The sequence below is a fragment of the Roseimicrobium sp. ORNL1 genome (assembly GCF_011044495.1).
Classification (GTDB): domain Bacteria; phylum Verrucomicrobiota; class Verrucomicrobiia; order Verrucomicrobiales; family Verrucomicrobiaceae; genus Roseimicrobium.
This window is the reverse complement of record NZ_CP049143.1, coordinates 821,114-843,251: the sequence shown is the minus strand read 5'-3', so window position 1 is coordinate 843,251 and position 22,138 is coordinate 821,114. Positions and strand designations below refer to the sequence as shown.

Sequence of the window (22,138 nt, the reverse complement as noted above, 5' to 3'; positions counted from 1 at the left end):
CCCTTCTACTTTGATACCGCACCCCCTTCTTCACCTGACGGAAGTCCTCTTCCATTCCGGGTGCCCTGCCGCCCGAATCGCAATTCCCGCCAGGCTCCCAGTTGCCAGCAACAATGTTCCGGAGTAAATCTTTTCCCATGGGCCGGAGACCTGTGACCTTCTTCTTCACCATCATCCTGGGACTGGCAGCCGCGCTGTCCACCGCCGCGTTTGCGGAAACGCCACCACCATCCCACTCCCCGGACATCCCTGTCCGCGACGGCGACATCATCTTTCACCGTTCGCTGACCCAGCAGGCGGCGGCCATTGCAGCGGCGACGCACTCGGAGTTCACCCACATGGGGGTCATCTTCATTGAGGATGGGAAGCCCTATGTGTACGAGGCGGTGCAGCCCGTGGGCAAAGCGCCGCTGGACGAATGGATCAAGCGCGGGGACAAGGAGCACTACGTCATCAAGCGGCTGAAGGACCCGAGCAAGCTGGACACGGTAGCGCTCAAGAAGGAAGTCACCACCATGCTGGGCAAGAACTACGACTGGCTCTTTGAGTGGTCGGACGACAGCATCTACTGCTCCGAGCTGGTCTGGAAAGGTTACGAGCGTGCCTCTGGCATCAAGTTGGGAGAGCTTCGCACGCTCAAGGATCTCGACCTCTCCCATGCCGCGGTGCAGAAGATTCTGAAGGAGCGCTATGGCGACAAGGTGCCGTATGAGATGGAGGTCATCTGCCCTTGCGATGTCTTCAGCTCGACGCTGCTGGAGACGGTGGAGACGAAGTAGGGTGAGGAGGTTGGACCTCCCGGTCCCACAGTGGGCGTTAGGCCCCCCGGCCTGACGGAACCCCTTTCCCGCTTGCAGTCCCTCCCCCCGCCCGCTATCTCCCCCGGTGGAACCCACGGACAACGATTACAAGGTGAAGCTGGAGGTCTTTGAAGGCCCCCTCGATCTGCTGCTCTACCTCATCAAGAAGGATGAGATCGACATCTATGACGTCTCCATCGAGCGCATCACCAGCCAGTACCTGGCGTACATCGACACCTTCCAGGCCCTGAACATCGAGCTGGCCAGCGAGTTCATCGTGATGGCGGCCAACCTCATGTACCTGAAAAGCCGCGAGCTCCTGCCCAAGGACCTGCAGCCCCCGGATGAAGCGGCCGAGGAAGATGACCCGCGTTGGGAGCTCATCCGCCAGCTGGTGGAGTACAAGAAGTTCAAGGATGCCGCCCAGTTCCTGGGCCAGCGCGAGAGCAAGGGTGCCGAGCTCTTCACCGCCACGCCGGAAATCCCCGACCTCACCACACCCGAGGAAAGCATCGCCGAGGTGGGCATCTTCGACCTCATCCGCGCCTTCCAGAAGGTGCTGCGGAAGTTCGAGGACACGCACACGCTGCGTGAGATCGTGGACGACCGCTGGACCGTCAGCGACAAGATCGATCACCTCCTGGAAATCGTGCCCGTTGGTGGGCGCGTGCGCTTTGACGAACTCTTCAGCGCCGCCACCAGCCGCAGTGAGGTGATTGTCACCTTCCTCGCCATGCTGGAGCTCATGAAACTGCACTTCCTGGAAGTGGAGCAGGAGCGCACGCTCGGTGAGATCGTGGTGGTGCGTCCCTCGGACAAGATTGATGAACTCGCCGCGACGATTCCCCCGCACATGCAGCTCGCTGCCGGGATGAAGCAGAAGGCGGATGATGCGGAGGAGGAAGACGACACGCCGAAGGACCTCGCGCTGGAGGCGTGACGTTATAGTGGCCGATTCTCTCCGAGAATCGATGCGAGTGAAGCACTCCCAAGGGTGGTTTTCACGCGCAGCGACTTTCGGAGATAGTCGGCTACGATCCGAGCTGGAGCGTGTGGTGGTGCTGCGATGTCATTCGCGATGGTCCTACGCCGGCCAGAGGCCAGCGCTCCCAGGGCTTGCAGACTTCAGTATCCCTTCTTTGCGTCTCTTTGCGGCTATTCCCTCAGTTGCGGCATCGGGTTCTGCGAGTTAACATCGCCCCCATGTCTTCCTACGCTGATTTGGGAAACACCACGTCCATGCGCTGGCTGCCGGACCCGCGGGTCGCGCCGCATGCGCAGGCCATTGAGGAACGGGTGGGGAACTTCGCCGCGCACATCCGCCCGGCGACTTTCACGGAGTTCATGGATCCACTCATGGTCCGCCTCGCGGGAGATTGCTTCCGCGATGCGGGTGCGCATGAGGGCGTCTTCTGGCTGGCGGACCGTGAGCAGAAGAACCTCTACTGCGGTTACAGCCAGGGGCCGCACGCGGACAAGCTGAACAGCATGAAGGTGCCCGTGGACACGGGGCTCTCCGGCATGATTCTCGCCACGCAGCAGCCGTTTTGTGAGAACAACCTCTCGCAGAACCGCGCCGCTGCCAGCAGCGCCCTGGAGTCGCGCCTGGGCGTCATCGTGTGCTGCCGTGTGCTGGTGCCCTTCTTCATCGCGGGAAAGATGCGCGGCGTGCTCGCAGCATACAAATACAAGCCCACGCTCGATGACCCGGAGCCCTGCAGCTTCGACCAGGAAGCGGTAGAGGAACTCAACCTGCTCTCGCGTCTCTTCGGACGCCTGCTCGACCACAAGCTGCTCTGCGCCGCCATCGGCCTGGAAGAGGATTGATTGACCGACACACGCATGTCCGGCTCCCCCTCCAGATGGATCACGCCTGAGCAAGCCGCCGCCGCCATGCGCAACGGTCGCGGGCGAGGCATCCGCGTGGCGGTGCTCGACTCCGGTGTGGAGTGGGACCACCCCGACCTGAGCGGGGTGAAAATCGCCGATGACCTGTGCATGGAGGAGGACATGGGCATTCTCGAGGCAAAGCCCGGGGAACGCACGGACCTCTTCGGCCACGGCACAGCGGTGGCCAGCATCATCCACGAGATGGCGCCGGAGGCGGAAATCGGCAGCTTCCGTGTGCTGGATGCGAAGAACCAGTCCCAGAGCGAAATGATCTGCTTCGGCGCGCGGCTGGCGCTGGAGCGCGGGTACCACATCCTGAACTGCAGCTTCGGCGCGCGGCTGAAGTCGCAGATCCTCATGTTCAAGGATTGGGTGGACGATGCCTACCTCGCGGGCATCCACGTGGTGGCCGCGTGCAACAACGATGACTTCCGCAAGCCCGAGTGGCCGGGGGATTTCACCAGTGTGATCACGGTGAACATGCTGGACACGCCGCAGCGCGACATGATTTTCCGCAACCCGCCCGGCACCCTGGTAGAATTCGCCGCGCTGGGGGTGCAGGTGAATGTGCCGTGGAAGGGCGGCATCCGCCGTGAGGCCACCGGGAGCAGCTTCGCCGCGCCGCGTGCCGCCGGGCTGCTGGCGCGGATTCTCTCCGTTTTTCCGCACACTTCCCCCTTGCAGGCAAAGTCCTTGCTGCAACAGATAGCCAGCGGCCTCCCGGACCGGAAACGCCTGCGCCTGCCCACGCTCGCGTCACAACCGGCTCCAGCCTGACATGCAGTAACCAAGCATATCAAACTCGTTTTTTCCGCCGCAACTCCAAACCCTTCCCCGCTTCAGTTCCCTTCTGACTTTTCATTCTTCTTAAAAATCTTATCTCCGCCATCGCCATGCATGCCGTCGCCACACCTGCCGTATCCCTCACCATCCTGGTGCCCCGCACCCTTCTGCCTACCGAGGGTGACGAACTGGTACTCACCAGCCAGGAACAGCGCGTGGGCAATTCCACGGACCTCTTCAATGTCTTCCAGGAGCTCGCCGCCACCCGTGCCGCGACTTTCGTGATGCACCACGACGACGTCTCCTATGACGGCGACCTGGACGACGACAGCACCCTTCAGCTCCTGACCATTTCCCCCGAGCCGGAGAGCCACCTGCCCCTCATCGAGGCCCGCCCGGCCATGAGCCACTTTGACTGGGCCGGAGTCATCCGCGAGGTCGGCCATGCCATGCTCAATGAGCACTTCCTCGGCACGCCGGACGAACTGGCCCGCGTCTTCTCCGAAGCCGTGCGTGAAGTCAGCAGCATCGCAGCCGCCGGGTTTAAGGGTGAGGCTGTGCCGCTCATCACCGTGAAGCTGGAAGAAGGCGCCGCGAAGATTTCCTTCCTCGGCATCTGGCTCGCCGATGGCCCCAGCATTGAAGAAGTGCGCCGCAGCGTCCCGGGAGCCTCCTGGCAGGAGAGCACCGGACTCGGCCAGAGCAGCTGCCTCCTGCTGGATGCCGCTGAGGTCGAGGGCCGTGGGCTGAAGGAAGCCGTGCTCAGCGCCGCCCTGCTGGCCATGGTCTTCGGCAGCGCCACCTCCGCCCAGGCCGCTGACCCCATCACCAAGCCCACCAATTCCCGCCTCGCCTCCTTTTTCGGTGGCGACAGCCGCCCCGGTGACGTGCTGCCGGTGAAGTCCCAGAAGCTGGTGCAGGACGCCCCGCGTGTGTACAAGGAAGTGATGGCCCGCCAGCACAGCGACCTGCGCATCGTGATCGTCATCGGCCAGCAGCGCGCCTACATGCTGAAGGACGGCGCGATTGCCTTCGAAACGCCCATCTCCAGTGGCCGTGGCGCCCGCATGACGAAGCGCGGCACCTTCACCATCACGGAGAAGGTCCGGAGCGGCAAGATGTCCACCATCTACAAGTGCCCCCTCCCCGGCTGGATGCGCATCGGCGAAATGCCCATCGGCATGCACGAAGGCGAACTCCCCGGCTACCCCGCCTCCCACGGCTGCGTGCGCATGCCGATTGAGAGCGCCCACTTCATCTTCGACAACGCGCCAAAGGGCACCACCGTCCAGATCGTGGACAACTGGGCTCCCCCGGCCGCTGCAGGCCACCAGGTCATCGCCTCGAACTAAGCGAGGCGAACCCCAACGTAGCAGGCTTCTCCAGAAGCCTTTCATCCTCAGCTCCATCTCTCCAGGCGGCAGGACCCAAATCCTGCCGCTTTTTCGTGCCCCGGTCCGCGATTCCAGAAAGCCCACCGCTCAACCACAGCCCCACCGTCGCACCGCTTACCGTCCTACCGCTCACCGTCGCACCGTCGCACCGAAGTCCTTTTTCCTTGCCCCTTCCTGCTTTTCCCTCAAAGTGCCCCTCCGCATCGCATCGTCATGGAACTCAGCCGCATCGTTGAAGCTCTCCTTTTCGCCAGTCAGGAGCCCCTGACGGTGACGGACATCGCACGCGCCATCCAGAGCACCGTGCGCGAGGCCAAGGAGGAGATCAAAGCGGCGAAGGAAGCCGGCAAGGAAAACGTCCCTGAGCTTGATGAGGAAAAGGCGGCTCTGGAGTCCGTGAAGGATGAAGACGTCCGCGCGGCTCTGGATGCCCTGGCCGAGCACTACGAGAAGGACGAACGCAGCTTCACCATTGTGGAGCGCAGCGCTGGCTGGAGATTGTGCGCCTTGGGCACGTTCGGCGAATGGTGCCGCGCGCTGTATCCCGGCAAGAAACCCCAGCGTCTCAGCGGTCCTGCCCTGGAGACCTTGGCCATCGTGGCCTACCGCCAGCCGATTACGAAGTCGGCGATTGAAGCCGTACGCGGTGTCTCCGTGGATGCCATGGTGCAGCAGCTCCTGGATCGCAACCTTCTGAAAATCGAAGGCCGCGCCGACCTCCCCGGTCGTCCGCTGCTCTATTGCACCACCGACCTCTTCCTCGACCACTTCGGCATCCGCACCCTGGATGACCTCCCGAACGCCGCCGAACTACGCCGCGTGAAACTGCCTACTCCAGAAGACGTCGCTGTCGCCAATGACAACGCCGGCACGGAAGCCGGTGCGGTGGGCGAAGAAGAGACCAAAGTCTCGAAGGGCAAAGCCGCGGCGGATGATACGCCGGAGCTGTTGCTGGCGGGAGAGTAGGGGCAATTCTTCAAGTCCCGAAGCCTTCTGTATTTCCGAGGCGAAGCCTCTTTGGACTGCGTGCAGCCTGCTGCCGCTTTCCTCAAGTGCAGCCTGCTGCACGTTTCTCCGCGACGAAGTCGCCAAGCTTTCTACCCTACGAGCGAGTGTCACCATCGCCACAGCAGGCTGTGGACTCTAGAAAGCGGCAGCAGGCTGCCGCAGTCCAAGGACGCTACGCGTCAGCTGCCGAGGTTTTCTGACTCAGCCATATCGGTATCAAAATCCTCATCCTCGACGGCAATTCGATCAAACTTGAAACTCGCCACGGTCCTTACCCACGCGGGTGTCACGGCTTCCTTGAACTGGCGTGCACTGCACCACTTCCAGTCGGATGCACGAGTCACAAGTTTATGATGAACTGCATTCTGATGCACATAGTTCAATCGAGCCATGTAGCTCTCCTGGTAGGTTAGCAATGTCTCACGATAGTTCTGCCAGAGCCTGTTTCTTCCAGGGGTGCCATCCTGACGATTCAGTTCTTTGGTCGTAAAGCTATGCAGCTTCTGGACAAGCGACTTCAGGGAAAGTGCCCCGTCTCGCTGCTCAGCGGGGCTGTGCGCAATGAGATGGTAGTGGTTGGATAAAACTGCCCACGCTTCCAACTGCCAACCGAACTCTGAGATCAGCGAGAATAGCGTATCCTGAAACCAATCCCGTCGGCTAGGCGTGTTCAAGAGATGACGTCTGTTGGCCGCACGTGCCGTAACGAAGAAAACCCCTCCCAACTTCAGGCGATGAGGAGGCGCGTGAGGCCATTCACGCGTGCCGTCGGCGATTTCGGCATCCGTTGGCAGGCGTAGCGGGTCCATGAAGGCATGGCAGCAAATCTGTTGCAGGTGTCAAGCGCAATGGCGGAGTGAAGGATGTTCGGATGCTTTGACGCGCAGCGTCCTTGGACTGCGGCAGCCTGCTGCCGCTTTCTAGAGTCCACAGCCTGCTGTGGCGATAGTGACACTCACTCGTGAGATGACATCTCCCTGAAGGCTTGGCGACTTCGTCGCAGTGAAACGTGCAGCAGGCTGCACTTGAGGAAAGCGGCAGCAGGCTGCCGCAGTCCAAGGATGCTACGCATCAGCTACCGGGAGCTTTTGCTCCTTATACCCTTGTCTACCCCTTGCCCCCTCCAACTCACCCCATCCGTCCACTCAAATACCGCTCCGTCTCTGGCTTCTCGGGCGCGGTGAAGAGTTTCATCGTATCGTTAAACTCAATCAGCTTGCCCAAGTAGAAGAAGGCGGTGCGGTCGCTGACGCGGACGGCTTGCTCCATGTTATGCGTCACGATGACGATCGTGTACTGCTCCTTGAGCACGGTGATGAGCTCCTCAATCTTCGCGGTGGCGATGGGGTCAAGAGCGGCGCAGGGTTCGTCCATGAGGACGACCTGGGGCTTCACGGAAAGGGTGCGGGCGATGCAGAGGCGCTGCTGCTGGCCTCCGGAGAGACCGAGGGCGCTTTCATGCAGGCGGTCCTTCACTTCATCCCAAAGGGTCGCAGAGCGCAGGCTGCGCTCGACGGTTTCGGCGATGACCTTTTTATCCTTCTCACCAGCCACCTGAAGGCCGTAGGCCACGTTCTCGTAGATGCTGCGGGGGAAGGGGTTGTACTTCTGGAACACCATGCCCACCTTACGACGCAGGGCGATGACGTCGATGTGCTGCCGATTGATGTCCACGCCACCGAGGGTGATGTTTCCCTTGGTGATGCGGGCGCCTTCAATGAGGTCATTGATGCGGTTGATGCAACGCAGGAGGGTGGACTTGCCGCAGCCGGACGGTCCGATGAAGGCGGTGACTTCCTTGTTGGCGATTTCCAGCGAGACGTCGAAGAGGGTTTGCTTCGTGCCGTAGCAGAAGTCCACGCCGTTGATTTTCACCTGCGGGCCTCCGGCGGAGGAGGACCCTTGCGTGCCGTTGGCTGTAGTCGGGGCGGTGGCAGTGGCAGACATGAAGTGAAAAGTGGAAAAGGGGTAAGTGAAAAGCGTGGGCTCAGAAGCCGGGGAGCAAGAGTATGAGCACGAGCAGGACCGCCCCTTCCTCAACTGAACTGGCCGCGGATGTAGTCCTCGGTCTTCTTTTGCTGGGGAGCGCTGAAGATGGCGACCGTGTCGGCGAACTCGATGAGGTTGCCCATGTACATGAAGGCGGTGAGGTCTGCCACGCGGCGGGCCTGCTGCATGTTGTGGGTCACGATGACCACGGTGTACTCCTTGCGGAGGGCGACGATGAGCTCCTCCACCTTCAGGGTGGCGATGGGGTCGAGCGCGGAGCAGGGTTCATCCATGAGGAGGATGTCGGGCTTCACGGCGACGGCGCGGGCGATGCAGAGGCGCTGCATCTGGCCACCGGACATGCCGAAGGCATTGGTCTTCAGACGGTCCTTGGTCTCGTCCCAGAGGGCGGCTTCGCGGAGCGCGCGTTCGCAGGCTTCGTCGAGCACGCTCTTCTTCTTCTCCCCAGCAATGCGGAGGCCGTAGACCACGTTCTCGTAGATGCTCTTGGGGAAGGGATTGTATTTCTGGAAGACCATGCCCACCTGGCGGCGGAGCTGGGTGGTATCGACATCCGCGTCGTAGATGTTCTTGCCCTTGATGATCACCTTGCCCTTGCCGATGTGGGCGCCGGGGATGCGGTCATTGATGCGGTTGAAGCAGCGCAGCAGGGTGGACTTGCCGCAACCGGACGGTCCGATGAAGGCGGTCACCTGGTTTGGGGGAATCTCCAGGTTGATGCCGAAGAGCGCCTGCTTCGTGCCATACATGAAATCCATGCTGCGCACAGAGATGATGCCTTCCTGCTGTGCGGTCGACAGAGGCTCGGCGCGTTCCTGGGGCTCGCTGGGCGCGGGGGACAGATCCACGGAGGAGGTACGGGGTTGTGGGGGGGCGGCTACCATTTGTATTTGGCGCGGAGTTTGCGACGGAGCAACACACTCGCTGTGGCAAATGCGAGTACGATCACCAGAAAGACGAAGACCGAGCCATACTGGGCGCGCTCAGAGTACTCACTCTGCGGGATGCGCGCGGCGATGGTGTAGATGTGATACGGCAGGGCCTGGACGGACTCGGTGAAGACACCCATGGCCCCGGCATCGCCCTGCCAGGGCAGCTTGTCCTTGAAGGCAAGGGCGGCGGTGAACATGATGGGCGCAGTCTCGCCGGCGGCACGGGCAATGCCCAGGATGCTGGAGGTCAGGATGCCCGGCATGGCGAAGGGCAGCACGCTCTTCCAGATGGTCTGCCACCGGGTGGCGCCCAGCGCGAGGGACGTTTCACGGAAGCCCTGCGGCACGGCGCGCAGGCACTCCTCACTGGCGGTGATGATCACGGGGAGAATCACGAAGGCGAGGGTGAAGGAACCGCTGAGCACGGAGGCATCCCAGCCCTGGAAGCTGAGCTTGGTGAAGCCCAGGGGAATGACCAGCAGCGAGCGGTCCAGTGGTACATCCGTGAAGACTGGAGCGCTCAGCACGAAGATGCCCAGGCCGAAGAGACCGAACACCACCGAAGGCACACCCGAGAGATTCAGAATGGCGAGGCGCACGATTTCGATGAAGCGTCCGTGCTTGGCATATTCACTCAGGTACACTGCTGAGGAAATCCCGAGGAACAGGGCGATCACGATACAAAACGCGACAAGTAATACGGTGCCGACGATGGGACCCAGGATACCACCACCGGAGTAGGAGATGGTCTTTTCCGAGCGGAGGTTGTCACCCAGCTTCGCCTTGATGACGTCGGAGCCCTTGGGGTCGGTCTCGTACTTGTTCCCCTGCTTGTCTTCCAGCACGTGGAGTGTCTCCGGCAGCTTCGTGAGGAAGTCCGTGTTCACGAAGGGCGCGGAGGTCTTGAAGACCACCGGCACGCCCTTCCAGATGATGGGCACAAAGATGGCCGCCACCGCCAGGATGATGGTGTACGTGCAGACGCGCAGCACCTGCTTCCACAGGAACTCGTAGAGCTCCTTGTTGGTTTTGGGCCGGGCGAACGGATTCGGGATGACGCCGGAGGTCGATGGATTCGCGGGGGCGTGCATGGACTAGATCTTGGGGAGCTGGAATTTCTTCACCACGAGACGGGAGGCCCAGTTGATGAAAAGGGAGATGATGAAGAGCAGGATGCCCACCATGAAGAGGGCCTGCCAGTGGGAGCTGCCGCGGGAGACTTCACCCAGCTCCTGCGCGATGATGCCGGTGAGCGTGTGCGCGGGCTGGAAGACGGTGCCGATGCCGTCCGAGAAATCCGGGATGGCGATGCGGTTACCAGCGACGAGGAGCACCACCATGGTCTCACCGATGATACGGCCAAGGCCGAGCAGCATCGCGGCGAGGATGCCGGAGACGGAGGCAGGTACGATGACCCTGAAAACGGTCTGCAGCTTCGTGGCGCCCAGCGCTTCACTGGCCTCGCTGAAGGCACGCGGCACGTTGTTGATCGCGTCCTCGGCGAGGGAGAACATGGTGGGAATGGCCATGAGAGCGAGCAGCACGCCGGCATTGAACATGTTCAAGCGTTCCTGCACCGGGAAGCCGGGAATCCAGGAGAGCCACGGGATATCGCTCGTGGACTTGATCAGGTCACCGAGCACCGAGATACCGATGAAGCCGAGTACCACGGAGGGAATGGCCTGGATGAACTCGATGAGCGGCTTCACGAGCTCCTGTTCACGCAGTGTGGCGAACTGATTCACGTAGATGGCCGCACCGACGCTGAAGGGAAGGGCGATGACCAGCGCGGTGAGCGCAATCACGAGTGAACCGGTGAGCAGCGGCAGCACGCCGTAGAAGTCCTGCCATGAGCTGTTGGTGATCCAGTCGCCGCCGAAGAGGAAGGAGGTGAGCGCCTGCGTCATGGGCACCGGCTTGTCCCAGCGCCATTCCTGCATGCGCGGCACGGTGGCCTCGACGGTTTTGACGTGCCGGGGGAAGTCCCTGTTGAAGTGCCCCACGAGGTCGCGAGCCTCCCTGGTCCCGTGATTCTCGGGAAGCGATGCGGCAGCCTTCTTGACGGCTTCGAGGTAAGGCGGCAGGAGCTTTTCGAAGTCCGGAAGCTTGGCCAGAACCGGCTCGATGGCGGCCTTGAAGTCCACTTCCGCGGTTTCCGTTTCCGCAGCGTCTTTCTCAAAGGCGGCCTTCTGCTCAGGCGTCTTGGCGGTGGCAGCGGCTTCCAGCAGTTGTGCCCTGGCATCCTCCGCCATGTGTTGTTGCACGGCCTTGTCCTTGGTGACCAGCACGAGTTCCTTCATGGAGTTGTGCAGCTCCAGCACGGGGTCAATGGCCACCTCGAATTCCTCCACCGAGGTCACCAGGGCGGCGAACTGCTTCTTGGCCTCCGCGTCCTTCGCGGCGGACTCCGCCATGAGAGTCTGCATGAAGGGCGGCAGGTCCTCCTGGTCCGGCTGGAGGGAGTTCAGCTCCGCGATGAGCTTCTCCTTCTCGTCCCTGTTGAAGACATCAGAGATGACTTCGCTGGCGACCGCGATGTGGGTGGCCTCCGTCACGCTCTTGCGGAGTTCCGCAATCTTCTCCGGCGCGGTGGGCGGCTCCTTCTTTTCCAGGGCTTCCTCCAGAGCTTCGCGCTGGAGGGCGGCCTTTTCCTCCACGTGGGTTTTGACAAGCAGCGCCGCGTCACGGCGGTCGCGGGAAATTTTGGAGACGGTGTTGAGCTCGGCGTTCAGCGCGCGCTTCAGGCGGCTGAGCAGCTCCTCATGCTCGGTGACGGGCTTCTGGATGTAGTCGGCGAACTCCAGTCCGGCCTTGCGATACACGGAGAGCTCGTGGCGGTAGGTATCGAGGAAACCACCCTTGAGCGTGGGATAGGGCAGGAAGCCAAAGGCCTTCCCCACCCTGAGAGGGCCCTCAGAGACGAGGGACCACATGATGAGCACCAGGGTGACGATGGTCACCATGGCGCATGTGGTGAAGAAGCCCTTGATGAGCTTCTGGCGATCAATGCGCAGCCCGAGGAAACCGGGGGGCTTGAGGAGATCTTTTTCCGTCTCGCGGTGGACGCTGTCTTCGGTGCTCATGCAAGGAAATGGCTGCGACGTTTAGGCGGGACAGAAAACCCGACGGAAGAAGTGTTGTCCACTGTCTCCCGTCGGGTTGCGGGTGAAACGTTTGTCAGATAACTCAGTGAATTACTTCACCTGGGAGACCGGAACGAAACCAACCACTTCGGTGATCTTGTCACCGGCGGGGCTGGTCACGAAGTCGATGAAAGCCTTGATGTTGCCATCGGGCTTGCCGTTCACGTAAAGGAACGTGGGGCGGCTGTAGGGATACTTCTTCACGGACTCCACGGAGGGCACATGGCCGTCCACTTCTGCCACCTTGATGCCCTTGGCCTTGATGTAGGCGAAGCCCACATAACCGATGCCGTTCTTGTTGCTGGCGACTTCCTGGGCGATCTGCTCATTGCCGGCCATCTTCTGGCTGCTGGAAGCGTAGTCCTTGCCACCCATGGCGAGGGTCTGCCAGTCCTTGTAGGTACCGGACGAGGTGTTGCGGGTGTACACGGAGATGGGGCCGGGGGTGCCGCCCACTTCGCTCCAGTCCTTGATGGCGCCGGTGAAGATGCCAGCGATCTGCTTCTTGGTCAGGCTCTGCACGGGATTGCTCTTGTTCACGACGACCGCGATCATGTCCCAGGCGACATTGTACTCCTGAAGGAACACGCCCTTGGTCTTGGCGAAGGTGCGCTCGTCATCCTTCACCTTGCGGGAGGACATGCCGATTTCTGCGGTACCAGCCGAGAGGTTAGTGAAGGCAGTGGTGGAACCTTCTGCAGCGATGTCGAAGCTTACGTTGCCGCCCTGCTTCTTGAAGCCTTCCGCCCACTGCGGAACAAGCTTGGCGCCCAGGGTGTCCGAGCCGCGAATGCGCAGGACGCTCTGGGCCTGAAGACCCGCCGTCATGGCGATGGCGAGCAGCGAAGTGATGATGGTGGATTTCATGCTTTATTATCTGGGTGTTGTGTTGGCAAAGCCGGCCTGGGCCAGCATGAAGGCACCGTTGCGGGAAGCGTGAGCCCGGGCAACCCACCGAGGGTGAACAAAATGTCACATAGCCCCTTCGTTGAGCTCCAGCGGCGCCTCGGGAGTCCCAATCTGACGAAATCGACACGATTTTTCACATAACTCGGCCCTTCACGGCCTCCATTCTCACATTTGAGATGAATATGGCAGGCAAAACCTAAATTCCCCCTCTTCGGAACCCAACCTGTCGCCCACCGGGCGCGATATCAGGTAGGTGACTGCTGACAGGGCAAGCCCTACCGGAGCGTGCGACCATCGTCTGATTGACGCTGACCACACGCCCTGCGACGGTGCTGGCTCTCGAGCGATGCGTGCCACTTCTTGACGAAGGGGTGCTTTCGCCGCAAGTTTACCTTCTGTCTTTGTCGAGTTTTCGAGTCATGCGTGGCCCCCGCCTTACCCTTCCCGTTACCCTGCTGGCTCTCATCTGTGGACCGGTCTGGGAGGCGGCCTCGCAGAGTCAACCCACGCTCAGAGCCGTACCCGTCGAGGCACCGTCCCCGACCCCGGAATTGACCCCCGCCCCCGACCCCGCTCCCAAGAAGGAGTCGAAGGCTGGTTGGCGCACTGACCCGGAGGCACGCACGCTCATTCTCAATGTGCCGGCACCGCGCGGCCAGATTGTGGACCGCAATGGCGTGCCCCTGGCGCAGATGCGCGTGGTGCAGTACCTGGCACTGAGCTTCCCCCTCCTCGGGGAGAAGGCCACCAGCCGCGAGATTCTGGATTTCGCCCACACCCGCCTGCGCAAGGTCAATGCGGTGCTGGGCAAGGCGTGGAACCTTCCGGACGACCGGCTTCTCCTCCACTACAAGAACAGGCGCTGGCTGCCGCTGGTCTTCACCTATCAGGACAACATCCTGGAGGAGATCAATGGCGACCAGCAGTTGAAGCTTTTCGACCTGCTGCGCCCCGGCAGCGGCGTGGTGCTCCAGGCATCCTACATGCGCTATTATCCGAAGGGCATGTGCGCGCCGCACATCATCGGCTACACCGGCCGTGTGCGCCAGCTCCCCACGGGACCGATTCAAGATGGCGACCCACTCTTTGAAGAAATTGAAGGTCGCAGCGGCCTGGAAAAAACATTCGACAAGGACCTGCAGGGCCGCCCGGGTGTGACTACGGTGCTCTTCAATCCGGACGGGTCCAAGGAAGTGGAGCAGGTGAAGAGCCGCCCCATTCCGGGGAACAATGTGGTGACCTCGCTGGACTACAACTTTCAGAAGTATGTGGAGAATGCACTGGCCAAGCACACGCGCAGCGCCGCCATGGTCATCATGGACGTGAAGACGGGTGACGTGCTGGCGATGGGTTCCTATCCCCTCTACGACGCCAACCTCTTCTGCCCAGGCATCACGGATGCGAACTACGCGCGCCTGAAGATGGACAAGCGCGACCCGCTGGTGCCGCGCGCCTTCCAGGGAACGTACCCCCCGGCGTCCACGTTCAAGATCATTGTCTCCCAAGCAGCGCTGGAGACGGGCGAAATCACCCCCCGCACCTCCTACTACTGCGGCACGAGCCTGTGGATTGGTGACCGTGAGTTCCGCAACTGGAACAAGGAGCCTGAAGGCGACATCAATGTGGTGACCGCCATCAAGCGCTCCTGCAACACGTGGTTCTACCAGGCAGGCCTGCAAATCGGAGCCCAGCCCATCACGGACATGGCCCAGCGTTTTGGTTTTGGCGAGAAGACAGGCATCCCGCTGGAGGGCGAGCAGGCGGGCTTCGTGCCCACGGATGCGTGGATGATGCAGAAGTACGGCCACCGCATGCAGGGTGGTGACATTGCGAACCTCTCCATCGGCCAGGGACGCACGCTGGTGACGCCGCTGCAGGTGGCGCAGGCCATGTGCGGCATCGCCGACGGAAACGTGATGCCCCAGGCACGCCTGGTGAAGCAGGTGCAGGACCCGCAGGACCGCGTGATCCAGCCCTTCCCCGTGACGGTGAAGCGCCGCATCTCCCTGGACCCGGCGGCACGTGAGACCGTGGTGAAGGGCATGATTGCCGTGGTAAACGCTTCCGGCGGTACTGGCCGCAATGCGAAGCTGGATGACAAGATCAATATCCAGGTGGCGGGCAAGACCGGCACCGCGCAATGGAAGCCCGAGACGAACGAATCCGCCGAGCGCCAGCTCGCGTGGTTCACCGGCTTCCTTCCCGCCAATGAACCGATGTATGCCTTCGCAATCGTGTATGAAGGCTCCCCGGGCGAACGCGTCGGCGGTGGCGCCATCGCCGCGCCCATCGTGAGCGAAGTGTTCGAGAACATCTACAAGAATGCCCCGCCGGATGACCCGCTGGTGCAGCTCGCCATGTCTGAAAATGCTGCCAAGGCCATCGCCATCTCTGATGAAGATGAGCAGACCGATGGCAGCGGCTCCAGAGCGCCAGCCGTGGAGGGCCTGCAGGCCCAGCCGCCCCCTCCCCCGCCCCCGCAGGAGAGAAAAACGGTTGGCGGGTTTTTCCGCAAGCTCTTCGGCAGGTAGGAGAGATTTGCGTCGCGCGCGGCGGCCTCACGGCGTATCCGTTGGCAGACCAGACTGCATGCAACTCCTCCTCGCGACCCTCTGCGACTCTGCCGCTGACTATTCGGGCAAGCTGTGCATTCTCGGAGCCTTCGATACGCTGTGCGCCCAGGAGTTTCCCGTGGTGCATCCGCAGTGCTCCCTTGCCCTGCGCCTGCTCTTTTATCCGGAGGACGCCGGACGGCACCAGCTCAGCATCCAGCTGGAAGATGAAGTGGGAGGGGTGATCATTCCGGAGTCCGCCCTGGGTGCCACCATTGATGTGTCCCTCCCGCCCGGCAGCGTCCCCTTTGTGACCCGCAACCTGGTGCGCAATCTCCAGCACCTCCGCTTTGAGGAGCCGGGAATCTATCGCTTTGAGATCAAGAGGAACGGCAGGCAGGTGATCTCCCTCCCACTGCGCGTCGCGCGGCTGGAGGACATGCGACCCACCATGGGCCCCGCGGGCTAGAGGCGGGGTGATAAATTATTACCATGCAAAAAACGCGCGGATCCTCTCTCATACGATATCCCGGCGCGTGTGCGCTTTCCTTCCGACAATGTGAGTGATTGATTGATTGATTGACTGACTTCCTCATTCATTGGCGCAAGGCCATCAGCACCAGCACTGGCGACACGCACGCAGCCACACGACAACATCTCCCAAACACCAGCACCATCACCAGCCAGCCTACGGCCTATGAGCTCCTCCCTAGATGTGCCCCCTCTCGCTACCGACACCACTCACGCGAAGTCCCCGGTGAGGCAGCTTTCCGTCTTCCTCCACAACCGCGTGGGGGCCCTGCTCTCCCTGGTGAAGCTGCTCAATGAGCACCAAATCGAAGTGCTGGGTCTCAGCGTGCAGGACAGTGTGGACCTGACGCTGGTGCGCCTGATTGTGACCGACCCACAGCGCGCCGAGCAAGTCTTCACCGAGGCCGGGCACTCCTGCGCCAGCAAACCCATTGTGGTGGTGGAGCTCAAGCAAGGCGTACACGATCTGGGCCACGCGCTCAGTGGCCTGCTCGCGGCGGAGATTAATATCCACCACGCCTATCCCCTCATGGTGCGGCCCAACAGCGGCAGGCCGCTTATCGCCCTGCACGTGGATGACCCGGAAGTGGGCGGCGAGTCGCTGAGCAAGTGTGGGTTCAAGGTGCTGTCGCAGGATGAGCTGACGCGGTAGGGCGGTGGGGCGCGTGCATCGAGTAGCCGACTTTCTCCGAAAGTCGCAGCATGCATCTCGCTCGTTCACTCAGGGACGTCTTCACGTGCCTCGATTCTCGGAGAGAATCGGCTACTCTCCAGATCCCCTCACTTCACCCCGTACGTCGCCGTGAGGTAGTCCACAATCGCCGTCGTGTCGTCGGGCAAGGGCGCGGCGTATTTGTCCTTCATCTTCTTCACGGTCGCTTCCCAGAACTTGCGGGGCATGCGCGGCTGGGTGGAGACGTACTCGGTGGAGTGGCAGGTCATGCACAGCGCCTGCGCCAACTCCACGCCTTGACCCTGCGTGAAGACGCCGGTTTCCGCAGGCCACGCGGAGTCAGGAATATTGCCGGAGTTGTGGTTCTGGCTCTGGTCCTGGGACAGGGACATCGCCGGTGCGGCCATCAACAACGCAGCCACCGCGAGCATGGGCAGAAGACGTTTCATACAAATAGATAGGGAAGAAAGGGGATGTTGGAAATCGAAGGAACGAACGACGGCGGCCTTGCGCTCACGCCACCTGCACGCGCGTGGTCTCCACGACATTGCGCATGTAACCTGAGGGATTCCACAGCGGCTCCAGCGGTTGCGTTTCACCGACGCGATTCGTCGCGCGGCACCTCAGGTCCACCTCGCCACTTTGCGGGGGTGTCCAGTCGAGCGTCCATGGCCGGAAGGAATAGCGACCGTGATCCTTCCCCAAGGTCGCGGTGCGCCACGTCTTGCCGCCATCATCAGACACGGTCACATCTGTGATGCCGCGCCCGGCATCGAACGCAATACCACTGAGTTGCACTGGTTTCCCCTTCTCCACCTTCGCGCCTGTTTCGTGGCTGGTGATGAAGGAGCGGATGGAAAACTGCGTGATGGGCACCGTGCTCGCGGGTGTGGTGCCCGGCTCGATGCAGCCTCCCGGCGTGGCGGGAATGCGATAGCCCGTGGCCATGAAGAAGCCGTCGAAGACATCCTTCACCACGGTGAGCTCATTCACGTGCTTGACCCAATACGTGCCGAAGTAGCCCGGCACCACGAGGCGCAAGGGGTAGCCATTCAGCAGCGGCAACGGCTCGCCATTCATCTCCCATGCGAGGAGGATCTCGCCGTCGAGCGCGTGATCGATTTCGAGTGCCTTGATGAAATCCGGCGTCTGCGGAAGCGGCGGCGTGTCCATGCCATTGCACACCACTTGTTTCACACCTTCCTGCAGTCCGGCCTTGTTCAGCACGTCCTTCAGGCGCACACCACTCCAGCGCGCATTCCCCATGGCGCCATTGGCCAGCTGGCCACCGCCCACGCGTGGCTTGAAGAATCCGCGGCTGTTTCCCGAGCACTGGTTCACCGCGATGACCTCGGTATTTTCGAACTGGGTCTTCAACTCTTCCAACGAAAGTGTCAGAGGGGACTTCACCATGCCCTTCACCTCCAGGCGGAAGGTCTTCACATCCACGGTCCGCGGGATGTTCTGCAGGTGATAGCGGACGAAGAAGGCATCATTCGGCGTGAGCACGCCTTCGCGATAGACGGAGAAGGGCGTCTCCAGCTGGGGCGGGCGATGCGTGAGCAGGATGAGCGGGCGCTTCTGGGGAAACTTCACCAGACGGCGCTCCCCGTTTTCAAAGGGAAGCGTGACTGTTTCTTCCGCAGTGAGGTGGGATGCGCTGGCCAGTGCCCCAAATGCAAGGGTGGTCTGTCGCAAAAACTCCCGTCGTGAGGGTCGTGATGCAGGCTCCATAGTTACAGAATCGTCACAATCCTAGGGATTGGACCACCAAAGGGCAAGCATTTCAAAATCAACCTCACCAGACAACGGCCCCCTCTCAGCGTTGGTCATGTGTCGGAATCGTTGCATAACCCGGCTCGACCTCGCTAAGCCAATACGCAACATGGGCGCGTGCCAACCGGCGGAAACGCGGGCTGGTTCAGACAACCTCAAACGACTCCACACACACATGAAATTGAAAATCGCAACGATCCTGTGCTCAGCGGGTCTCTGCGCCAGCGTTCAGGCCGGCGAAGTAGTCGCCAGCTCCGGCAAGAATCTCGAAGCCGCTGTGCAGAAGGAAGACACTCGCTCCATCTATGACAAGATTTGGGGTCTCGCCACCCTCTACAAGAATGAGGAGAACCCCTTCATCCAGGAGTTCTCGCTTCAGGGCCGTATCCAGCTCCAGTATGCTTGGGGTAGCTCCGACCAGGGTGATTTTGATTCCGGTGACCGTCCCGATGAACTCACCTGGGGTGGCATCGAAGTGCGCCGCTGGCGCCTTGGCTTCAAGTCGAAGATCCTTCGTCAGTTCAAGCTCGAAGGTCAGATCGACGTGAACCCGAACTTCGAACTGGAACCCGGTGCGAATCCTGAGCTGGGTGACGGCTTCTACCGCGACATCTATGACCTCTACCTGACCTGGGCTCCGAACGACAAGTTCAACCTGAGCATCGGTAAGACGAAGGCCAAGTTCTTCACTCACGAGTACTTCACCTCCTCCAAGGAAATCCTCGTGTTCGAACGCGGCCTCCTGGTGAACCAGGTCCGCCCTGCGGAACTCACCGGTGTGTGGGCGAACGGCAAGATCAACAACTTCGTGTATGCCTTCGGCGCTTTCGCCGGTGAGTATGATCCGGAGTTCGGCGGCTTCGACGCCGGCGCAGTGTTCCAGACCAGCGTGGGTTATGACTTCGGCTCCGCCCTCGGCGTGGAAAAGGCCCTTGTGAAACTCGACTGGCAGTGGAGCACGGATGACTCCAACACGGAAGGCCCCGGCTCCTATGAGCACGCCTTCTCCCTCAACTCGAACATCGAGCAGGGCCGCTGGAGCGTGTACACCGACGCCATGGCCGCCACCGGTTACAACAACGTGGGTGATGTGTGGGGCTTCATGGTGACTCCTGCAGTCTTCGTGGCTGACAGCGTGCAGCTCGTGCTTCGCTACCAGTATGCTCACGGCGACAACGACGGTCTCCGTCTTCAGAGCCGCTATGAGCGCCTTGCCCCCGACCTTACCGACGGTGGCCGCGGCGAAGAGTACAACGCCATCTACCTCGGCGTGAACTACTACCTCTATGGCCACAAGCTCAAGCTCATGGCCGGTACCGAGTACAACGACATGAGCGGCGGTGGCGACGGTGGCGACTACAGCGGCTGGACCACTCTGGTCGGCCTGCGCATGTTCTTCTAAGACCCAAGAAATCTTCTCGGGCTGGTTTATGGTTGGACCAGTCGGTGGAATATAACAACAAGGGCGTGGTGGCAACACCACGCCCTTCTTCGTTTGGGAAGCTCATCGGAGGTTGGGCCTCCGGCCTGACGGGTGGGCGCTGCACAGCCCCGCTCCTTCTCCGCCTCAGCCCCTACAGCCACAAGGCTCGCGCCATCGATACAAGGTAAACCAAAAGAAACCATCCCTTGTCATCATGAACCCGCAGAACGAATCCCAATCCCAATCCCAATCGACCAACGACCCTCAGCATCACGTCCGACACATCCAGCACATGCTGGACGAGGTGCTCAATCACTGCCGCTCCGACAGCGTGAAAGTGAGTGAACCAAAAGCCCAGGCCCTTTTCGAAACCACCGCCGAAGTCCTGCTGGGTCTGCGTACCGCCTATGAGCACTACGCCACCCGCGCCGAGTCCGCGATGACACCGCAGAAGCAACAGCAGAGGTAGAGGTACGGGCGTGGATGGAGACATGGTTCATAGCCAGCAGAGCCTCGACTCCCTTCTGTCCCGAAGGGACAACGGAACGGTAGCCGGTCGGTGGAGGGAGCTTTAGCGACCGCAACCACCGGATCACATCCATAGTGGTGTTCCGTCCCGGATGGGACGGCGGAAAAGGGTGACGTGGTTAAGCAATGCCCCATCGCCTTTGCCCCCCTTCCGGCGTGCCCTCCGGGACGCCATCCATCTCCATGGGAGATCCGGTGGTCCCGGCCTGATTACAGGCCTCCCCCACCGGCTAGGGTTCCGCGCTCCCTCCGGGAACAGATTTTTGCTCTAAGCGAAATCACAGCTGTATGGCAATTTTGAGTTGTGGTCTTGTTAAGTTGGCGCCTATGGGCAGGAGCGCCTCCGAACGATGGGAGTCGCGAGCGTGACCCCACGGCGGGACTATTGATTGATTGGATTGATAAAGTCACAAAATCGGACCATGATTCCCTGATTAACACTCGACCCCTTTGGCACTGTTCCAGTGCATTGAAGAGGGAACCCACAGAGCCCTTGCCTTGCTATGTATGCTCTCATCAAGACACTCGGCAATGTCCTATGGAATAGCATCGATGTCCTGTACTCAGTGGTCTCCCTTGAAATCCTGCTGACCTGGTTCCAGCGCGCCAACGGAGGCACGGTCATTTTCATGCGCACGTTCGCCATCTCCGCACTGATATGTCTTCTTGCTTTGGGAGCGAGAAACGTGCTGGACCCCGAACGCATCTGGAAGTTCAGCCAGCGGGAATTTCAAATGCAGCTGGTGGAGATTGGCCCCTTCTTTGCAGCGTGTTTCGCGGGTGTTTATGCCGCCTTGTATGCGCGCTTCTCATCGCAGTGGGCCTATCTGTCAGGCCTGTTCAACGACATCAAGTCAGCCCAGGTGCAGGAATCTGCTGGGCAACCCTCCTCAACATCGGCACTCAACGATTGGAAAGCCGCTTTCATTGAAGATGCCGTGGGGTTGCACCTCGCGTACAAGCCCGAATTCGCCAGCGTGATTGCTTTTTGGGGCGCAGATCCTGAAGTCCGGAAGTCCTTCGAGAAGAACGCGCCGAAAAAGTGGCGGAACGAATTCGCCGCGATCATGGCCAGGGTCGACAGGATTCAGAATGCGTAGACACATTCGACATATGCCCATACGTGGCAGATGGACAGGTGCAAACACCTCTCAAGGAGGGGTCAGCAATATCCAAGTTCGCTTGATCAACTTGCCTTCGTTTGCCTTTCCACCCTGCGAGGAAAATCCCTCACTCGACAGGGTAACATGCTTTGCGTACAGATCATCATCGCGACGCTTTCCCCAGCGTCCAACCAGATACGCATGTGACAGCAACTCATCTGCGGGATAGAATTTCCCTGAGGCCGCTTCCACGTGTTGCCATCCGCGTGCCTGCATGGCTTTCCTACTGTCACCCTTCGGTAACTCATTCGATTGCATCAGGTCAACACATCCCAAGGCATAGTTGAGCTCGGGGTCCTTGGGAGTTTTCAGCATCTTTGCCTCCAGAACCCGGCGGGCTTCAGCGAGATTGCCCCCATGCAAGCTGTCAAAGGTGCCAGGATACGCGACCAGAGTGACATTGGAGGCTGCCGAATGGTGTATGCGATAAGAGCCTCCCCAGCACCCGCATTGCATGGTGACGAGCAACGCCGCAAGGACCACTTTTGTGAAGGTGACTCTGAGTCTGAGTGACTCTGCAGCAGCATTTTTCATTGGTCCGTCCATGGGTGTTTTTAGAACATCCGTGCTCTAACGTTTGTGGCACTCTTGTAAAGTCCGGCTGTTAGACATTGTTCATCACA

At 60.9% G+C, this 22,138-nt stretch carries 21 protein-coding genes; 12 read left to right on the top strand and 9 right to left on the bottom strand.

Annotation, left to right across the window (positions count from 1 at the left end; genetic code table 11):
- The first annotated feature begins 137 nt into the window (after positions 1–137).
- From G5S37_RS03380 to scpB, 6 genes are all read left to right on the top strand, one after another.
- Positions 138–779 (top strand): YiiX family permuted papain-like enzyme, encoded by a 642-nt coding sequence (locus G5S37_RS03380; protein ID WP_165200847.1) that lies wholly within the window; start codon positions 138–140, stop codon positions 777–779.
- Positions 780–885: 106 nt separating this feature from the next.
- Positions 886–1,740, top strand: a complete 855-nt coding sequence (locus G5S37_RS03375; protein ID WP_165200845.1) for a segregation/condensation protein A — start codon at positions 886–888, stop codon at positions 1,738–1,740.
- A gap of 263 nt (positions 1,741–2,003) precedes the next feature.
- Positions 2,004–2,627 carry a GAF domain-containing protein gene (locus tag G5S37_RS03370; RefSeq protein ID WP_165200843.1) on the top strand — a complete coding sequence of 208 codons (624 nt, stop codon included), beginning with the start codon at positions 2,004–2,006 and terminating at the stop codon, positions 2,625–2,627.
- A 15-nt stretch (positions 2,628–2,642) separates the two neighbouring features.
- Positions 2,643–3,467, top strand: coding sequence for a S8 family serine peptidase (locus tag G5S37_RS03365; protein WP_165200841.1), 825 nt, complete (start codon positions 2,643–2,645; stop codon positions 3,465–3,467).
- Positions 3,468–3,583: 116 nt separating this feature from the next.
- On the top strand, positions 3,584–4,825 hold the full coding sequence (locus G5S37_RS03360) for a L,D-transpeptidase (RefSeq protein WP_165200839.1): 1,242 nt from the start codon (positions 3,584–3,586) through the stop codon (positions 4,823–4,825).
- 255 nt (positions 4,826–5,080) lie between these two features.
- Entirely contained in the window at positions 5,081–5,833 is a 753-nt protein-coding gene (gene scpB, locus G5S37_RS03355; RefSeq protein WP_165200837.1) for an SMC-Scp complex subunit ScpB, read from the top strand.
- Positions 5,834–6,054: 221 nt separating this feature from the next.
- Here the strand turns inward: scpB and G5S37_RS03350 are convergent, their stop codons facing one another.
- The 6 genes from G5S37_RS03350 to G5S37_RS03325 all read right to left on the bottom strand — a co-directional run bounded on the left by G5S37_RS03350 (position 6,055) and on the right by G5S37_RS03325 (position 12,827).
- Positions 6,055–6,684 (bottom strand): transposase, encoded by a 630-nt coding sequence (locus tag G5S37_RS03350; protein WP_165200835.1) that lies wholly within the window; start codon positions 6,682–6,684, stop codon positions 6,055–6,057.
- Positions 6,685–7,003: 319 nt separating this feature from the next.
- Positions 7,004–7,822: a phosphate ABC transporter ATP-binding protein PstB gene (gene pstB / locus G5S37_RS03345; protein ID WP_165200833.1), complete on the bottom strand. Its 819-nt coding sequence runs from the start codon at positions 7,820–7,822 to the stop codon at positions 7,004–7,006.
- A gap of 89 nt (positions 7,823–7,911) precedes the next feature.
- Complete coding sequence (gene pstB, locus G5S37_RS03340; protein ID WP_165200831.1) at positions 7,912–8,769, bottom strand: phosphate ABC transporter ATP-binding protein PstB; 858 nt, start codon at positions 8,767–8,769, stop codon at positions 7,912–7,914.
- Complete coding sequence (gene pstA, locus G5S37_RS03335) at positions 8,763–9,908, bottom strand: phosphate ABC transporter permease PstA (protein ID WP_165200829.1); 1,146 nt, start codon at positions 9,906–9,908, stop codon at positions 8,763–8,765. Before pstA ends, pstB (G5S37_RS03340) begins: the two co-directional genes overlap by 7 nt.
- 3 nt (positions 9,909–9,911) lie before the next feature.
- Positions 9,912–11,900, bottom strand: a complete 1,989-nt coding sequence (pstC, locus tag G5S37_RS03330) for a phosphate ABC transporter permease subunit PstC (protein ID WP_165200827.1) — start codon at positions 11,898–11,900, stop codon at positions 9,912–9,914.
- A gap of 111 nt (positions 11,901–12,011) precedes the next feature.
- Entirely contained in the window at positions 12,012–12,827 is an 816-nt protein-coding gene (locus G5S37_RS03325; protein ID WP_165200825.1) for a phosphate ABC transporter substrate-binding protein, read from the bottom strand.
- A 461-nt stretch (positions 12,828–13,288) separates the two neighbouring features.
- Here G5S37_RS03325 and mrdA point away from each other — a divergent pair, with 461 nt between their 5' ends.
- From mrdA to G5S37_RS03310, 3 genes are all read left to right on the top strand, one after another.
- Positions 13,289–15,400 (top strand): penicillin-binding protein 2, encoded by a 2,112-nt coding sequence (mrdA, locus tag G5S37_RS03320; RefSeq protein WP_165200823.1) that lies wholly within the window; start codon positions 13,289–13,291, stop codon positions 15,398–15,400.
- Between the two features lie 58 nt (positions 15,401–15,458).
- Positions 15,459–15,890 carry a hypothetical protein gene (locus G5S37_RS03315; RefSeq protein WP_165200821.1) on the top strand — a complete coding sequence of 144 codons (432 nt, stop codon included), beginning with the start codon at positions 15,459–15,461 and terminating at the stop codon, positions 15,888–15,890.
- A gap of 228 nt (positions 15,891–16,118) precedes the next feature.
- Entirely contained in the window at positions 16,119–16,604 is a 486-nt protein-coding gene (locus G5S37_RS03310) for an acetolactate synthase (protein WP_165200819.1), read from the top strand.
- Positions 16,605–16,732: 128 nt separating this feature from the next.
- On the opposite strand, the gene G5S37_RS03305 is transcribed toward G5S37_RS03310, so the two are convergent.
- Together G5S37_RS03305 and G5S37_RS03300 are read right to left on the bottom strand one after the other, a co-directional pair.
- Complete coding sequence (locus tag G5S37_RS03305; protein ID WP_165200817.1) at positions 16,733–17,074, bottom strand: cytochrome c; 342 nt, start codon at positions 17,072–17,074, stop codon at positions 16,733–16,735.
- 64 nt (positions 17,075–17,138) lie between these two features.
- Positions 17,139–18,359: a molybdopterin-dependent oxidoreductase gene (locus tag G5S37_RS03300; RefSeq protein ID WP_165200815.1), complete on the bottom strand. Its 1,221-nt coding sequence runs from the start codon at positions 18,357–18,359 to the stop codon at positions 17,139–17,141.
- A 217-nt stretch (positions 18,360–18,576) separates the two neighbouring features.
- Here G5S37_RS03300 and G5S37_RS03295 point away from each other — a divergent pair, with 217 nt between their 5' ends.
- The 3 genes from G5S37_RS03295 to G5S37_RS03285 all read left to right on the top strand — a co-directional run bounded on the left by G5S37_RS03295 (position 18,577) and on the right by G5S37_RS03285 (position 21,452).
- Positions 18,577–19,803: a porin gene (locus G5S37_RS03295; RefSeq protein ID WP_165200813.1), complete on the top strand. Its 1,227-nt coding sequence runs from the start codon at positions 18,577–18,579 to the stop codon at positions 19,801–19,803.
- A gap of 235 nt (positions 19,804–20,038) precedes the next feature.
- Positions 20,039–20,293 carry a hypothetical protein gene (locus G5S37_RS03290; protein WP_165200811.1) on the top strand — a complete coding sequence of 85 codons (255 nt, stop codon included), beginning with the start codon at positions 20,039–20,041 and terminating at the stop codon, positions 20,291–20,293.
- 562 nt (positions 20,294–20,855) lie between these two features.
- Positions 20,856–21,452, top strand: a complete 597-nt coding sequence (locus tag G5S37_RS03285) for a hypothetical protein (protein WP_165200809.1) — start codon at positions 20,856–20,858, stop codon at positions 21,450–21,452.
- Positions 21,453–21,503: 51 nt separating this feature from the next.
- Here the strand turns inward: G5S37_RS03285 and G5S37_RS03280 are convergent, their stop codons facing one another.
- Positions 21,504–22,049 carry a hypothetical protein gene (locus G5S37_RS03280; RefSeq protein WP_206026291.1) on the bottom strand — a complete coding sequence of 182 codons (546 nt, stop codon included), beginning with the start codon at positions 22,047–22,049 and terminating at the stop codon, positions 21,504–21,506.
- Positions 22,050–22,138: the final 89 nt, after the last annotated feature.

Bases quoted from the DNA above. Each gene is read 5' to 3' on its own strand.
- G5S37_RS03380 (WP_165200847.1), top strand. From the start codon at position 138: ATGGGCCGGAGACCTGTGACCTTCTTCTTCACCATCATCCTGGGACTG.
- G5S37_RS03370 (WP_165200843.1), top strand. From the start codon at position 2,004: ATGTCTTCCTACGCTGATTTGGGAAACACCACGTCCATGCGCTGGCTG.
- G5S37_RS03365 (WP_165200841.1), top strand. From the start codon at position 2,643: ATGTCCGGCTCCCCCTCCAGATGGATCACGCCTGAGCAAGCCGCCGCC.
- G5S37_RS03360 (WP_165200839.1), top strand. From the start codon at position 3,584: ATGCATGCCGTCGCCACACCTGCCGTATCCCTCACCATCCTGGTGCCC.
- scpB (WP_165200837.1), top strand. From the start codon at position 5,081: ATGGAACTCAGCCGCATCGTTGAAGCTCTCCTTTTCGCCAGTCAGGAG.
- G5S37_RS03350 (WP_165200835.1), bottom strand. From the start codon at position 6,684: ATGGACCCGCTACGCCTGCCAACGGATGCCGAAATCGCCGACGGCACG.
- pstB (WP_165200833.1), bottom strand. From the start codon at position 7,822: ATGTCTGCCACTGCCACCGCCCCGACTACAGCCAACGGCACGCAAGGG.
- pstB (WP_165200831.1), bottom strand. From the start codon at position 8,769: ATGGTAGCCGCCCCCCCACAACCCCGTACCTCCTCCGTGGATCTGTCC.
- pstA (WP_165200829.1), bottom strand. From the start codon at position 9,908: ATGCACGCCCCCGCGAATCCATCGACCTCCGGCGTCATCCCGAATCCG.
- pstC (WP_165200827.1), bottom strand. From the start codon at position 11,900: ATGAGCACCGAAGACAGCGTCCACCGCGAGACGGAAAAAGATCTCCTC.
- G5S37_RS03325 (WP_165200825.1), bottom strand. From the start codon at position 12,827: ATGAAATCCACCATCATCACTTCGCTGCTCGCCATCGCCATGACGGCG.
- mrdA (WP_165200823.1), top strand. From the start codon at position 13,289: ATGCGTGGCCCCCGCCTTACCCTTCCCGTTACCCTGCTGGCTCTCATC.
- G5S37_RS03315 (WP_165200821.1), top strand. From the start codon at position 15,459: ATGCAACTCCTCCTCGCGACCCTCTGCGACTCTGCCGCTGACTATTCG.
- G5S37_RS03310 (WP_165200819.1), top strand. From the start codon at position 16,119: ATGAGCTCCTCCCTAGATGTGCCCCCTCTCGCTACCGACACCACTCAC.
- G5S37_RS03305 (WP_165200817.1), bottom strand. From the start codon at position 17,074: ATGAAACGTCTTCTGCCCATGCTCGCGGTGGCTGCGTTGTTGATGGCC.
- G5S37_RS03300 (WP_165200815.1), bottom strand. From the start codon at position 18,359: ATGGAGCCTGCATCACGACCCTCACGACGGGAGTTTTTGCGACAGACC.
- G5S37_RS03295 (WP_165200813.1), top strand. From the start codon at position 18,577: ATGAAATTGAAAATCGCAACGATCCTGTGCTCAGCGGGTCTCTGCGCC.
- G5S37_RS03290 (WP_165200811.1), top strand. From the start codon at position 20,039: ATGAACCCGCAGAACGAATCCCAATCCCAATCCCAATCGACCAACGAC.
- G5S37_RS03285 (WP_165200809.1), top strand. From the start codon at position 20,856: ATGTATGCTCTCATCAAGACACTCGGCAATGTCCTATGGAATAGCATC.
- G5S37_RS03280 (WP_206026291.1), bottom strand. From the start codon at position 22,049: ATGAAAAATGCTGCTGCAGAGTCACTCAGACTCAGAGTCACCTTCACA.